The sequence below is a fragment of the Chryseobacterium lathyri genome (assembly GCF_003290185.1).
Taxonomy (GTDB): Bacteria; Bacteroidota; Bacteroidia; order Flavobacteriales; family Weeksellaceae; genus Chryseobacterium; species Chryseobacterium lathyri.
Genome location: NZ_QNFY01000013.1, coordinates 83,098 through 96,344, shown reverse-complemented (window position 1 = coordinate 96,344; position 13,247 = coordinate 83,098). Strand labels below are relative to the sequence as shown.

Sequence of the window (13,247 nt, the reverse complement as noted above, 5' to 3'; positions counted from 1 at the left end):
TTTAATGGGAAAAAAAATAAATGAGACAGCTTTGATCTTAAAGCTGCCCCATTTCACTACTTAATACTGTTAAATTGAAAACTCAATTGTCTTTCATTTCCAAAATTATCAAGTATCCAAATGTCAAATGATTGCTGGACGTTGGATTGTGAGGTGTAATAGAAGGTGATCTCCGAACTTTTGGCATCGGAAAGAAAGTATATTTTATTGGGTAAAAAGGCTTTTTTACCTGTCTTACCAATTTCATAGTTCAAATTTCCATTTCCGTCATATTGAAAATACCGGAAGAAATATTGAACGCCAGAAAAACTTCCTGTATTTTTGATTTTCATGGAGATTGCCTCTGTATGACCGACTGCAATTGCCTTGTTAACAGGAAGTACGATAACTTCAAATGGGAAGTTCTGCTGAATATCAAGATCATCATTTTTACAGGAAAATAATAAACAAATACTAAAAAGTAAAATGAACCAGCGAGTCTGGAATTTTGTTACTAATAATGTTTTCATACGGATAAATTTTAAAGATTAAAACGAAGCCCAATACCGGCGGAAGGGCGGAACTGATTAAAATTCGTTCCCCAAATGTATTTCGCCCTGGCCTGTACGGACAGAATAATGAAATTGGTCAGGTATGCCTCTATGGTCAGCCTGCCTCCAGCGCCGTAAACAAAACTGCTCTCATTGTTGATCTGGGAACCATCCGCTAGCAATAGTTTGTTGTGATTGACCAGCTGATAACCACCACTGGCTTCGATTCCTGAATTTAAACTCACAATTTTATTTGGTAAGCTTATAAGATGGAAACTATATCCTCCCGTCAATAAATAAGTTTCTATGGGAATAGGGTTTTCAGCGTAAAATGTCGTCCTGCGCTGATATTCTGCTGAAAAGAAATGATAATTTCCTTTTTTGTGATTTTGTGTCAGCTCCAGATTCACAAAATAATTGTCCTTTGGTTGGTCTTTGGAAAACATGCCAGCAGTGACCTGTAAACCTTTTTGATAAGGTAGTAATCGTTGCGCCAAAATCGACGAAAACGGTAATATACTCATTAAGAATATGCTTAATATCTTTTTCATATCGTTTTAAATAAGATTGTTATTTAATTTTCAGTGGTAGATCCCTTAATAGTACGGCGCGGATCAGATCCTCATTTTCAACTTCAAGTCTTTGATGCCTTCCACCATTCTTTTCATAAAGCTCAATGACAAGGATTTTATCATGATCAAGTGTGAACTGATCCAGCAGATAAACTTCACGGCATGTTTTATTGTCCGGTACTTCGGCAATATCGCTGTACGTCCGGACAATATTTAATGGTTTCTCTTGAAATACAGTACGTTTTGCAACTTTTTTATCGACTATCTTAAAATTTATAAAGTCTATCTGGTAGGAAACATTGGTTTTATTCTGGATCTGTGTATTAAAGTAATATTTCCCCTGGTATATGTAAATCCCTTTCAGACTAAAGAGAATTCCGAAACTTCTGGAAGCGATGTGCCTGATATTGTTCCGGTTTTTTTTATAGATAGCTTCCATGAGCTGATCGGGAATCGAAGGAGAAAAACCCAGATCCTCCAGATGTATATTGGCTCTGGAATTTGAAACGGATTTATCATTTGGATCAAGATTATAGGTCAGAATCTCAGGATAAGAGCTGTAAAAAACACTGAAGCTATAAAATTTTCCGTCATCCGTAATCACAGAGAAATTGGATTCATCTTCAAAATCTTTCACTGCTGCTTTGATTCGTAATACATTCTCCGCATCATCAGCTTTTCCCGCGGTAAGAAATTCACTTCCCAGATCAACATAACGGATCGCAGATGGAAAGATAAGGTGCGTTGTTTTATTATAAGTTACAGTAATACGATACGGCTCAATCTGTTCTGAATCAACCTTATGATTTAGTGAGTCTGTATTTGTTTGTGCACGGGAATAAATAAAACCAAGCATTGCACAAATCGTTATTAATATTTTTTTAATGATCGATTTCATTTCTATTTGATTTAAGGATTAGTATTATTTTTTTGAAACTAAAAAGACTTGATGACCGGCCTTTAACATTACTTTGGGTGTTCTTGTTTTCTTTGAAAAATACCCCGAAACTCCCTGAACCAGACCACGGGAGAGATCGCCCGCTATTTGCTGGCCTGCTGACCTGCTCATCATGATAGAAGTTCCGGAAGACTGGCTCATATTGGATACTATTTCATTTACAGCATTCATTTCAGCAGAATATGGAACACTCAATCCCGGTTGGCCGTCTAAATCATAAATGTTGATATCAACCGGGAAAATATTTCCCTCAAATTCTATTGATGAGACCTTTAACAGTAGACGGCCATTGTTGAATTTTGCTCCTGCTGTAACGATAGATCCGGAAGGAATAGTAAAATCTGGTGTTTTCGCAGATTCAAGTAATCGTAATTTCACCGTTCCATCAGTGGTTATGGTAGTAGTCTCATGAATGCATGCCCCGATACTATTCTTCGGTTTGGAAACCTGTTCTGTCACACCCACAGTGTAGAATCCACGGTTTCTTTCTCCGTTAATGTTTTCCAAAAACTCACTATCGGTAGGTTCACGATAAAGGGCAGAAACCACATTGGTGCGCATAGGGGAAAAAGCGACAAAAGATGCTTTCTGAACTCCAGTATTTCTAATGGTTGTACTATCTGTCTTTTTTTGCTCACCACCATTACTTGGAAGATATTTAGACGCCATCTGGTAGGATTTTTCCATGAGCTGCAATTGGTCATTAACTGTTAAAGGAGCGGGATTCGCATCCCTTTCATCAAGTTGCTTTTTTAATCCTGCAATCTCTTTGCGAAGTTCCGTCGATTCGTAGTTTTCGTTACTGTTATAAAATGAACCTAAAGTCGCTTGCGCATTCCGATAGGAGTTTAAAGCAGTATTTTCAGTTTGATAACTTTTTCCTAAAGGATTATTCGTTGCATTCCCATTTAAACCGGAGTTCGGATCGGTGGCCTGCATAGTACTGTCGCTATTCCAATAATCCGAAAGTGATGTTAGCATGGTCTTTTTCTGCTGATTTTTCTCATCCATCATGGCCTGTTCATAGGCTTTTTGTTTATCAGACTGCATTCCAATTTCTGTGGCCTGCGGGACAGCACCATTGAGGGCTGAATCTTTATTTTCCTTCTTATCGGCCGAAGACTTAAAAATTAGATAGAGACAGGCAAGGAAAACGATTACCATCAAAAGATAAATCAATGGCTTTTTTAACTTTTCCAACTTGGACTTTTCATTCCCGCTAATTAAATCTTCAGATTTCTGCTCAGATTCTTCGACTAGAATACTGATTCTTTTATTCTCGTTATTTTCCATTATTCTCATTTTTTAGATTAATTGAAGTACTGTCCATGCTCATTTTACTGGACTTTTCAGTTTTTCCGACAGGATTCTCAATATGTCTGATCGCGACTTCCTGATCTGCTTCCCCCGTTTCCACACACACGTTCGCAACAACAATAAGCGTTAAAATGGTATAGCACAGGAAAAAATAAATAGTATATTTTCGTTGCATTTTTATGGGTAATTCGCGCCAACGGTCATCTAGATCGTTAATGTGATTTTCGATTTTTGTTCTAATATTCATAATGATAGATTTAACGTTCAACAACTTCTAGATCTCTGTTCTCCAAAACAGCGAATTTCTCAATATTGAACCCCTGCGGATTGTTGTCGCTACGAACGGAGTTAAGAAGATTGCAGGAAGTCACGAGATTACGCTTAGTCACGTTGCTTGAACGGATAATAAATTGAGTGGCGTAAGTCTTAACAGAATAGGGGTAAGAATCAAAGTTGCAGACTACACTATCAACTTCGACCCGTTGCTGTACATTTCCACTAATTATACGATTATAATAGCCCTTTTCTGCCAGGTCATTGTAGTAGTCAAAAACACTCTTATCGGCGAGATTAAAGGCCCTTTTCATATTACTCTCAATAGCATTTTTGTCTGGGGCCAAGGTGAAAAATAGTTCGTGAAAACGTCTCACATGCTCTCTTGCTTCAACAGGGCGGTTGATGCTGGCATCTTGCGCTAGCGCCAGCATCAACGATTTTCCCTGATCAAGAACATAGATTTTCTCCCGTTGCCTTTCGGCGAAACTATATGACTTCCAGATAGCATATCCAACTATACCAGTACATAATACAGCGAAAATTATCGCATAAAGCCTGATTTGGCGGAAGCTATTTTCGATATTTCGGAGGGTTTTAAATTCCATGTTTTTAATTTTTAGGTTTGTTATTTTTTTAGTAATTGCCCACCGATGTTTCCTGCTACAGCGCCCGCACCACCACTAGCAACACTGGCCGCCTGCTGAATATTTTTGGTGTAATTGGTTGCGCCAGATGCCTGGATGATCCAGCCCGTTACAGTAGGCACAGTAAAATATCCTACTATCCCAATAATCATAAAGATGATATACACGGTGTTCGTCGTGTCAGGAATAAAGGAAGGGTCAGATAAATTCTCGATATCGCGCTCTAAAATCAGAGACTGTATCCTGGCCAGAATTGAGCTGAACAGGTCAGCAACAGGTAGCCATAAATAAACACTAACGTATCTGGTAAACCATTGATTTAATGTAGACTGAAATCCATCCCAGACGCTGATGGCAAATGCAATTGGGCCAAGGATTGAAAGGACGATCAAAAAGAAAGTTCTTATGGTATCAATGACCAGCGCCGCTGCATTAAATAATATTTCCAATAGTTCCCTGAAAGCATCTTTTATTTTCTGACCCAATTGGAACATTCCACGCTCAAAATACATCCCCGTCATGGTGGAAAGGTCGCTCGGCGACCAGCCTAATTCTTCAAGCTTTTTGTCAAATTCGTCATCAGAAACCAAATACGCTTTTTCAGGATTTCGGATCATTGCTTCATATTCCAGTTGGTCTTTCTTTTCCTGCAGCACATTAAGATCAATGACCTGATTTTCGAGCATGGCATGCGTTCCCTTTACAACTGGACTTAAAACAGCATTGATAGATCCCAACACAATTGTTGGGAAGAACATTATACAGATGCCCAATGCGAAAGGCCGCAGTAAAGGGAAAACGTCGATAGGTTCTGCGCGGCTTAATGCCTGCCATACTTTGAGGGCAACATAAAATAACGCGCCCAATCCAGCTACGCCCTTTGCCACTCCCGCCATATCTGCCGATAGTGGAATCATCTCATCATAGAGTGAGCGCAAGATTTCGTGTAAGTTCTCGTATTCCATGATATTACCAATATTTTTGATCAGGCGTGCCATAGAGTTCAAGAACTCTTTTTGTATTGTTTTTCTTTTTGGCCCGGATAATACTTACCGAAATGTTTTTATTGGTGAAGTATTTGACAAGCGCATGGTATTCTTTGACTTCCTTATATACTTTGTCAATTACCTCCATTCTTTCTTTATCATTTAACGAAAGTCCATTGGCTGTAATAATCTGCTTCAACTCCTTTAAGAGTTCGGTACTTTCGTTCAATAGTGCTGAATATCCGTTTGCAATGGCAGCCAATTCATTTGGTTTGAAATTGGGGTCATTCATCATTTTGCCAAAGTTGGTGACGTACATTTCTGAAACATCCCCTACAAGCAATACCGTTTGCTGAACTTTTCGGGCATCTTTGACCAGGTTATTGACCGCCTTAAGCTTGTCGTAATATTCTTTACCTTGCTCGTAAACCCGCTTTACTTCATTGAAGTTCTTCACCACATTGGAAACTGTAGATGATGTCTGAACAATTTCGTTGGCACTGTTGACAATTCCGGAAGCCAAGTTTGTGGGATCAGTCACTACCCACTGGGCTCTTGCTTGCGATGTGATGGCAAAGGTTAATACCATCATCACCACGAAAATGAGTTTTTTCATTGCTTTAAAAATTTTAAATGATTAATTATTATGTTGATTTTCGCTCTTTTTAAGCACGATACGTTTGATAGCATGCTCGACGTTTCCTCCAAGTTTCTCCGCTAATTGCATGACCTCTAATTTTTCAGTTTCCTCTGTGGTATAGGCATAATATTCCGCCATTGAAACTTCTGTTGCGTACACAGCTGAGTGAGTACCCCCAAGCCCAATCCAAACCTCCTTGTATTTCCGGGCAGGATCATTATTCATATTGATCGAAAGTATCTGGGATTTCTCTTTTTCAGTTAATCCCAACATCGCTTGGATATCATCGAACTTATTCATGTATTTTCGCTGATCAAGAAGAATTTTGCAATCGGAATTATTGATGATAGTCTCTTTGACGACAGGAGAATGAATGATGTCGTCAACCTCTTGGGTCACGACAATTGCCTCACCAAAGAACTTTCTGACTGTTTTAAACAGGTATTTTATATATTCCGCGAAGCCTTCTTTTGCAATCGCTTTCCAAGCTTCTTCAATTAGTATGAGCTTACGGATACCCTTTAAGCGTCTCATCTTATTGATAAAGGTTTCCATGATAATGATGGTCACTATTGGGAAAAGAATTTTATGATCTTTTATTGCGTCCACCTCAAAGACAATAAATCTCTTATTTAGCAAATCAAGCTCTTTTTCAGAGTTCAATAGGTAATCATATTCGCCTCCCCGGTAGTAGGGTTCCAAAACGTTTAAAAAGTTGGCTAAGTCAAAGTCCTTTTCACGCACTTCCTTCGCTTCAAGCACTTTTTTATAGTCATTTTTTACATATTCATAAAATCCATTAAATGAAGGCTTGCCTTCCAAGGTCTTGATATGATCTATATATCCGCTCACAGCATTGGACAGTGCGACTTCTTCAGAACGTTTCGGAGGTTCATCGTCTCTTTTCCAAAGTGTTAAGATTAGAGTTTTAATGCTTTCTCGCTTTTCAATATCAAAAACATTATCATCTGTGTAAAAGGGATTAAATGAGATTGGGTTATCCTCTGTATAGGTAAAATATACACCATCATCGCCCTTAGATTTCCCCTTTATCATTTCGCAAAGACCTTGATAGGAGTTTCCGGTATCGATCAGCAGAACATGGGAACCCTGTTCCCAATATTGTCTAACCATGTGATTCGTGAAAAATGATTTCCCGCTTCCGCTAGGCCCCAGTATAAACTTGTTCCTATTTGTGATAATTCCTTTCCGCATTGGAAGGTCTGAAATGTCCAAATGAACCGGTTTTCCTGTAAGACGGTCCGCCATCTTGATCCCGAAATGGGAGGGGGAATCATGGTAATTTGTCTCTTCTGTGAAAAAACAGATAGCTGGTTCGATAAAGGTATAAAAGCTCTCTTCACTGGGGAAATCACCTGAGTTGCCGGGCATTGCTGCCCAAAAAAGTGTGGCAACATCAACCGTGTTATGTCTGGGCTTGCATTCCATTAGAGCCAGTGCACTGCCGGTATCATTTTTTATTCTTTTCAACTCAGCAGGGTCATCTGACCATGCTATCACATTGAAATGTGCACGAACCGAAGAAAGCCCAAAAGAATGTGCTTCATTGAGATACTTCTCGATCCACTCTCTGTTTATTTGATTGCTACGGCTATACTTTGCCAGCGAATGCATGTTCCGGGCGGATTTCTCAAACTTCCTGAGGTTATCATCGGAATTATCTAAAAAAAGGTATTGATTATAAATGTGGTTGCAATTCAGCAGTAAACCAACTGGGGATGCAAATGATAATAAACAGTCACTTCGATCTGTGGACAGCTTTTCATAGCGAGTATCTATTGAAACAGTACCCGGAAGATCATCAGTGTCCGATAATGTGTGCAAACAAAGCCTTTTATTGCCGATGCGGACCTCCTCGTTGCCTAAGGATATATCCTGCAATGGTTCATCTTTTTCCATCGAAAGGGTAAAGTACTGGTCAAGTAGCCCCGGATGATTATCAGAACCCGTGATATCTTCAGCTGTAAGTCTTTCAAGAGTTATAAAACCACTGTCGTTTAAAATCCGCTCAAACTGTGCCACCGCCTCCATGAACCGATAGATATTTTCTTTGTCACGTATTTCCTTTGGTATCAAGACCCCTTTGCACAGCGAAGAAAAATTCGATTGCATTCGCATTCTTTCCTTACTGGTCTTTGTTAAAAAAAGATAACAGTAGTGGTTCAGGAAAGGACGTTCGTTAAAGTGCTGTTGATAAGATTTTCCCAAAAAGCTTATTCCTTCATCGGAAAGATCTGGCTCATAACTTTCTCTAACGAACCAATCTTGTTTATGTACAATCGAATAATCTGGTAAAGTTTTTATTGCTTTGTGCCAGGCAGAGTGCATTGCATCATATTCAGCAGATGATACCGTAAATACTTCCGGAAGGATAACTTTGAAACATACAGTGATGTCCGCTTCTTTCGATATAATACAGTTCTCTTCAACTGCAAGTAGCGGAAACTTTGATTCCAAAGTCCTTGTCTTTGCCATATTCTTCATGATATTTTGGATTTGAAGTTTAACCTGGATTTTAGTAAGCGATAAATTCGCTTCTGACTGACGATGAACCTTGGATGTCGCTTTTTTGAAGCTATTTTCATAAGGCCATGTTCACCATACTTCCCATTAAGGGAGAAAGTCTGCCAGATGAGAACCGATGATCCAGAACCTCCAAGAATTAGGCATACATAGGGGTTAATTCCGATCATATACATGATCATTACAAGGATCAATACGCCCAGAAGACCAGCAGCAAAAATGAACAGATATTGGGCCTTAAGTCCTTTAAACTCAACCGAACGGCCCACACCTTTATTGATATTAAATACTTTCATTGGTCTGGTTTAAAAGTTTATAGTTCCTTGAATAGCATTCAGGTCATAATTCGCAGTCAAGACCTCAATCTTCTTTTTATGGGGTTTTCCATGCGCATTATCAACCATTACATTTGCCTGCATCTGTATGCTGAACCAATCATGATTTTTTATATATTGCTTCAACTCAGGGCTTGGATAACTGCTTAGCAGAAATTTTCCCTTTATCTCGGATAGACAGCGAAGGAGGGAGGCATAATCTTCTCTCGAATAGCCATCGTAATGCCCACAATCAGAATTATAATATGGTGGGTCGCAGTAATGAAAGGCAGAAATATGATCACGAGAATTGATTATGCGTAGCGCATCCGTGTTTTCAATTTGTACATTCTGTAACCTTATCGCATATTCTTCTGAAAATGAATTACGTTTATTGCTGATCTTCTTAGCGGTTGTGGAGCTTGTTTTATCATACCCCCAGGCGTCCCCGATAATAGAACTAAAGGATTGGTTGCAGAGAACCCATACTGCCCAGGCGCGCTTCAGCCGATCAAAAAGATGTGGGTTGTTATAAATGACAAGCGCATCGTTATGTAATGATCTGCTGTGAAGGCTTATTCTGATCAATTTTTCCAATTCTACGAACTGATTCTGCACCATTTCGTAGAAATTGATCAATTCTCTATTGTAGTCGTTGATAACTTCAACCTCGGTAATTGGTTTTGACCAAAATATAGCCCCGCCACCTACAAAAGGCTCAACGTATGTTTTGTGCGGTGGAATAAGTGGAATAATTACCTTTGAAAGTTTCTGTTTACCCCCATAGTAAGTAAGAGGAGTAGTTATATTTTTCCTAGTCATATCTGCTGATTTAAAGGTTTGAAAGGAAGACTACAGGAAGAATGATCGTAAGATCGTAGCCGCAACAATCAGGAATATGCAGGCGCCAAACCAGCTTGCCGCAGTCTTACTGGTATCGGGATCACCGCTGCTGAACTTGTTGTAAACTTTGACACCCCCTATCAACCCGACCACAGCGCCGATCGCATATACAAGCTGGGTCGCTGGATCAAAGTAACCAGTGATCATCTGGGTTGCCTCCTGAATACCACCCTGTCCGTTTCCCTGTGCAAATGCACCAACTGTTGATAGCACTAATACTGCTGTCAGCAAAATTCTTTTTCTTTGTTTTTCCATGATTTAAACGAATTTTTTGTTATTCTTTTCCTGCTCCGTGCAGGCTTACATGGCAAATGTGAGATAGAATTAAAAGCACCCTTTTAATCTGGAAATCAGAGGAATTATTTGGCGTTCAGAGGCTTTAAGCGGTTAGATTTATGTATGAAAGATTTAAGATTTTTGAACATTTGGAAGTCTGGGAGAGGTTTTACAATTGATTGGTTTTTGCCTGTATCCCCCTCAAAAAAAGGTGCTAAATCTAAGATTTAGCACCTTTTTTCTCGGAATTAGGTTATGGAATTAAACCAAATTACATCTTTCGGCCTTTGCTATTATTTGACGGCTTATTTGTCTTTTGATTATTTTGTCCTTGTTGTTGTTTCTGCTTATTTTCTTTGATCACATCAACAATAAACGTTTTTTTCCACGGAATTTTCTTTGCTTCAAAATGGCTCTGTACGCCAACCCATTTTAAATCACTTTTCAGATCCCAGCCACCTTCACGGTTCCATCCAATCGGGTCAAGTTTTGTTTGAAATGGAAATTCTATAGCAATCAGATCTTTGGGGAAGCTGGAAATATTAGCATAGTCCAGTTCACGAAATTCATGTTTTTTGGGATCGTAGGGAATGAGATAGGCATCTTTCTCTTCGGAATAATAATGGTCAATATCATCAAAATTTATCCCTTTGGAAAGGAAATCACTTGCTGAGCGAAGCATATTCATCCTGATGTCAACAGTAAAGGTATGGCCTTCAATATCAATAGTTGGAAGTTTGCCCTGCATACGGGAGTGAAAAGCCTGTTGATCCACCATAAAATGAAAGTCATCATGCGCTTCCACTTCCTGAATGGAGACGTTGTATTTTTTTGCCATTGCTGCAGGATCAAGTACAACAAATTCAGGTAAGTGAATATCCTTATCATTATACTCAATCAGATATCCATCCCCGCAATCCTGCATTTCTTTTAAAGGAATTACATTATTTGGATCGAACTTATCTCGGAATTCAAACGTGTTAACATCAACAATAAATGTAGTCCCCTCGATCAATAATTCCAATTGTCCCTGCTCATTCCTGTTAGTCGGTATAATTTGGCTAATTTGATCATGACTATATGCAAGGTCGTATTCAAGTTTTAAATCATGGTATATGAGGCCAAATTTAAGTGGCAATTTTGAAGCATGGTTTTTCCCTATGGGGTCAATGGTACGTATGTCTGGAATCTCTACAAGCTTTACCGTTTCGGTATCCATGACACTTTGTTTTTTGAGATCAATAACCCTCCCGCTTATGGGTTCATATAATATATTAAATGCTCTATTTTTATCACTATAATAATCTTGCAAACCTTTAAGCTCAATATCAGGTTTTCCTTCAATGGACCATAAGATATCATTGTCAGGATCAACAACATATTGATTGCCGCATATGTTCACTTTGACGGGATGCCCATCAATTCTTTTATTGTATACTTCCTGATTGACCATTAATTCAAAGTCAGTTTTCTCAACCATATCTTTGGTAGTACAGTTATACTTATTGCTAAAACCCAAAGGATCAATTTCGGTAATCCGCGGAACTGTAACCATTACAGAAGGGTTTAATGCAGGATCAAGAATCTTATCGATCATTTCATCGATACTTGGACCTTTCATTATAAAATCGTGAGTTTTATATAATGGGCTATAACTAAAGGAATAATGCGTACCATGATCTTTCATATAGGCAAAGCTGATCGAATTGCTAGGATTATCTTTTTCAATGAGCGCCAGCCTATCAATGTCAAATTGAAAAATTGTTTTCTCAATTTCAATCTCCGGTAATTTTCTGTTTTCTTTATCCATAATTTTCTTTTTTATTTTATGGGTAAAAATGATCCGAAAATTAATGACATTGGATAAAGTTGAATTCTTAGGAACTATTTGGCAGTTACTGGCAATATTCAGGTTTCAACACACTTCTGGATGCATCTAAAATCAAGTGATGGCATATCAAAAGCAGATATTTTTCAGAGATCTCACTTGGGAAGCTTAGTTCGCCAATTCAGGGAATTATAATTTTGGCCCTTTCCTTTGCTTTGGAATTTCAGTTTTTTTTACATCACTTTTCAAGCGCTGTTCAACTAGCCAATCGATGTACGATTTAGCATCTTCGAGATTGTTAGGTACCATTATTCGTCGCCCAGAAGATTTACTATCGTCCAGCCCAATACAAAATCCATAGTCTGGAAATTCCTCTTTTTTATAAACTAGAATAAAATTATGCACATGCCGTTCGGCAACATTATTTTTGTGGCTGGCAATTATATATCCTTTATATTCCTCAAATATATAATTGGGATCATTATTTGATTTAATCATAACTATTTAAAGTTTTGTACAGTACTAAAAAAGACATTGGGGATCTTAGATAAAATCCCCAATGTCAAAATCATCACCGTTCTCAGAAGTTTTAGGTTCTACCTCGTCTGGCAAATTCTTATTCAAAAGATCTGCAATCTTGCGGGAAGAACCTTCCATAGCATTTTCCAATAGATAGAAAAGATCGGTACCTTCAATCTTACGGACTACTGCGACTGCCTTTTTAATTGAAACAGGATCAGGATCATCGTTCCGTAATACCTGCCCGGCATCATTGAGTTCCTGAAAGGAAACCCCTTTGGCATACCCTCTGACCGTATTTGGATCCACTATCGTTTTAAATTCTTCCTCTTCTTCCTCGTAGTCAATATCCTCTTCGGAATATTCCTCAGAATTTTTCTCTGGAACTGGATGTTCTAAACCCTTTCCCTCGGTGTTCATTTCAAAATTATCCTCTTTATCGTTTCCATCATTAATTTGGCTCTCTGTGGATGCTGTTGGCGCAGAAAGGCCATTGACATACCTAGATTTACCCATGATGTCTTTTGGATCTTTCCTGGAAGCGACAACCGGATTTCTTCTAATCTTATTTATGACCAATTTATCTTTCAACAAAAGAATAATTATTGTTAAAAGGCATGTTAAAATCAATACTTCCATTGCTATAATATTGGTTTCTGGTTCATGGCATGCATCGTGTTTATTTCATCACCGAAATTCTCAAAATGTTCCTTTAACACATTATGAATATAATCGGTTAACGTAATTTCTCCGTCTCCAAGAATACAAACGATTCTGGTCAATTTCTTGTGGAAGTCGGAGCATATATAAACTGATTTTCCACATCGGGCTACCGTGCTGGTCGGCTTCAAAAAAGAAGATTCATATTCATCTATATGAAGTGTTTTTTTCGATTGGTTCTGTTCTTGTTTTTTCATTGCGATAATATTCGTTCAAAAGG

16 protein-coding genes are annotated in these 13,247 nt (G+C 38.4%); all 16 read right to left on the bottom strand.

Translation table 11 applies throughout. The annotated features are described in order from the left end of the window. Positions 1 to 56: 56 nt before the first annotated feature. Positions 57 to 509, bottom strand: coding sequence for a TraQ conjugal transfer family protein (locus DRF61_RS17780; RefSeq protein ID WP_111959504.1), 453 nt, complete (start codon positions 507 to 509; stop codon positions 57 to 59). A gap of 11 nt (positions 510 to 520) precedes the next feature. After that, positions 521 to 1,081, bottom strand: coding sequence for a conjugal transfer protein TraO (locus tag DRF61_RS17775; RefSeq protein ID WP_111959502.1), 561 nt, complete (start codon positions 1,079 to 1,081; stop codon positions 521 to 523). A 19-nt stretch (positions 1,082 to 1,100) separates the two neighbouring features. Further along, the gene (gene traN / locus DRF61_RS17770) at positions 1,101 to 2,000 is read right to left on the bottom strand and encodes a conjugative transposon protein TraN (protein WP_111959500.1); all 900 of its coding nucleotides are present in this window, start codon (positions 1,998 to 2,000) and stop codon (positions 1,101 to 1,103) included. A 24-nt stretch (positions 2,001 to 2,024) separates the two neighbouring features. After that, positions 2,025 to 3,353, bottom strand: coding sequence for a conjugative transposon protein TraM (traM, locus tag DRF61_RS17765; protein WP_111959498.1), 1,329 nt, complete (start codon positions 3,351 to 3,353; stop codon positions 2,025 to 2,027). Continuing rightward, the gene (locus DRF61_RS17760) at positions 3,343 to 3,552 is read right to left on the bottom strand and encodes a hypothetical protein (protein ID WP_146896956.1); all 210 of its coding nucleotides are present in this window, start codon (positions 3,550 to 3,552) and stop codon (positions 3,343 to 3,345) included. The genes traM and DRF61_RS17760 overlap by 11 nt, the downstream gene beginning before the upstream one ends. An 82-nt stretch (positions 3,553 to 3,634) precedes the next feature. Then, a complete protein-coding gene (gene traK, locus DRF61_RS17755; protein WP_111959494.1) occupies positions 3,635 to 4,258 on the bottom strand; it encodes a conjugative transposon protein TraK in 624 nt (207 codons plus the stop codon). A gap of 20 nt (positions 4,259 to 4,278) precedes the next feature. After that, positions 4,279 to 5,262 carry a conjugative transposon protein TraJ gene (gene traJ / locus DRF61_RS17750; RefSeq protein WP_111959661.1) on the bottom strand — a complete coding sequence of 328 codons (984 nt, stop codon included), beginning with the start codon at positions 5,260 to 5,262 and terminating at the stop codon, positions 4,279 to 4,281. A gap of 4 nt (positions 5,263 to 5,266) precedes the next feature. Next, entirely contained in the window at positions 5,267 to 5,899 is a 633-nt protein-coding gene (locus tag DRF61_RS17745; RefSeq protein WP_111959492.1) for a DUF4141 domain-containing protein, read from the bottom strand. A gap of 21 nt (positions 5,900 to 5,920) precedes the next feature. Next, positions 5,921 to 8,428 carry a TraG family conjugative transposon ATPase gene (locus DRF61_RS17740; RefSeq protein ID WP_111959490.1) on the bottom strand — a complete coding sequence of 836 codons (2,508 nt, stop codon included), beginning with the start codon at positions 8,426 to 8,428 and terminating at the stop codon, positions 5,921 to 5,923. Beyond that, entirely contained in the window at positions 8,425 to 8,763 is a 339-nt protein-coding gene (locus tag DRF61_RS17735; protein ID WP_111959488.1) for a DUF4133 domain-containing protein, read from the bottom strand. The genes DRF61_RS17740 and DRF61_RS17735 overlap by 4 nt, the downstream gene beginning before the upstream one ends. 9 nt (positions 8,764 to 8,772) lie before the next feature. Then, positions 8,773 to 9,603: a DNA adenine methylase gene (locus tag DRF61_RS17730; protein WP_111959486.1), complete on the bottom strand. Its 831-nt coding sequence runs from the start codon at positions 9,601 to 9,603 to the stop codon at positions 8,773 to 8,775. A gap of 30 nt (positions 9,604 to 9,633) precedes the next feature. Continuing rightward, positions 9,634 to 9,939 carry a DUF4134 domain-containing protein gene (locus DRF61_RS17725; RefSeq protein WP_111959484.1) on the bottom strand — a complete coding sequence of 102 codons (306 nt, stop codon included), beginning with the start codon at positions 9,937 to 9,939 and terminating at the stop codon, positions 9,634 to 9,636. A gap of 292 nt (positions 9,940 to 10,231) precedes the next feature. After that, positions 10,232 to 11,770, bottom strand: coding sequence for a hypothetical protein (locus tag DRF61_RS22935; RefSeq protein WP_228452567.1), 1,539 nt, complete (start codon positions 11,768 to 11,770; stop codon positions 10,232 to 10,234). 207 nt (positions 11,771 to 11,977) lie between these two features. Further along, the gene (locus tag DRF61_RS17715; protein WP_111959482.1) at positions 11,978 to 12,286 is read right to left on the bottom strand and encodes a hypothetical protein; all 309 of its coding nucleotides are present in this window, start codon (positions 12,284 to 12,286) and stop codon (positions 11,978 to 11,980) included. A gap of 45 nt (positions 12,287 to 12,331) precedes the next feature. Next, on the bottom strand, positions 12,332 to 12,946 hold the full coding sequence (locus DRF61_RS17710) for a conjugal transfer protein TraD (protein WP_111959480.1): 615 nt from the start codon (positions 12,944 to 12,946) through the stop codon (positions 12,332 to 12,334). A 2-nt stretch (positions 12,947 to 12,948) separates the two neighbouring features. After that, a complete protein-coding gene (locus DRF61_RS17705; protein WP_111959478.1) occupies positions 12,949 to 13,224 on the bottom strand; it encodes a DUF3408 domain-containing protein in 276 nt (91 codons plus the stop codon). Positions 13,225 to 13,247: the final 23 nt, after the last annotated feature.

What these genes read in the sequence shown, in the direction of transcription:
- DRF61_RS17780 (WP_111959504.1), bottom strand. Translation starts at nt 509, where the DNA reads ATGAAAACATTATTAGTAACAAAATTCCAGACTCGCTGGTTCATTTTA.
- DRF61_RS17775 (WP_111959502.1), bottom strand. Translation starts at nt 1,081, where the DNA reads ATGAAAAAGATATTAAGCATATTCTTAATGAGTATATTACCGTTTTCG.
- traN (WP_111959500.1), bottom strand. Translation starts at nt 2,000, where the DNA reads ATGAAATCGATCATTAAAAAAATATTAATAACGATTTGTGCAATGCTT.
- traM (WP_111959498.1), bottom strand. Translation starts at nt 3,353, where the DNA reads ATGGAAAATAACGAGAATAAAAGAATCAGTATTCTAGTCGAAGAATCT.
- DRF61_RS17760 (WP_146896956.1), bottom strand. Translation starts at nt 3,552, where the DNA reads ATGCAACGAAAATATACTATTTATTTTTTCCTGTGCTATACCATTTTA.
- traK (WP_111959494.1), bottom strand. Translation starts at nt 4,258, where the DNA reads ATGGAATTTAAAACCCTCCGAAATATCGAAAATAGCTTCCGCCAAATC.
- traJ (WP_111959661.1), bottom strand. Translation starts at nt 5,262, where the DNA reads ATGGAATACGAGAACTTACACGAAATCTTGCGCTCACTCTATGATGAG.
- DRF61_RS17745 (WP_111959492.1), bottom strand. Translation starts at nt 5,899, where the DNA reads ATGAAAAAACTCATTTTCGTGGTGATGATGGTATTAACCTTTGCCATC.
- DRF61_RS17740 (WP_111959490.1), bottom strand. Translation starts at nt 8,428, where the DNA reads ATGAAGAATATGGCAAAGACAAGGACTTTGGAATCAAAGTTTCCGCTA.
- DRF61_RS17735 (WP_111959488.1), bottom strand. Translation starts at nt 8,763, where the DNA reads ATGAAAGTATTTAATATCAATAAAGGTGTGGGCCGTTCGGTTGAGTTT.
- DRF61_RS17730 (WP_111959486.1), bottom strand. Translation starts at nt 9,603, where the DNA reads ATGACTAGGAAAAATATAACTACTCCTCTTACTTACTATGGGGGTAAA.
- DRF61_RS17725 (WP_111959484.1), bottom strand. Translation starts at nt 9,939, where the DNA reads ATGGAAAAACAAAGAAAAAGAATTTTGCTGACAGCAGTATTAGTGCTA.
- DRF61_RS22935 (WP_228452567.1), bottom strand. Translation starts at nt 11,770, where the DNA reads ATGGATAAAGAAAACAGAAAATTACCGGAGATTGAAATTGAGAAAACA.
- DRF61_RS17715 (WP_111959482.1), bottom strand. Translation starts at nt 12,286, where the DNA reads ATGATTAAATCAAATAATGATCCCAATTATATATTTGAGGAATATAAA.
- DRF61_RS17710 (WP_111959480.1), bottom strand. Translation starts at nt 12,946, where the DNA reads ATGGAAGTATTGATTTTAACATGCCTTTTAACAATAATTATTCTTTTG.
- DRF61_RS17705 (WP_111959478.1), bottom strand. Translation starts at nt 13,224, where the DNA reads ATGAAAAAACAAGAACAGAACCAATCGAAAAAAACACTTCATATAGAT.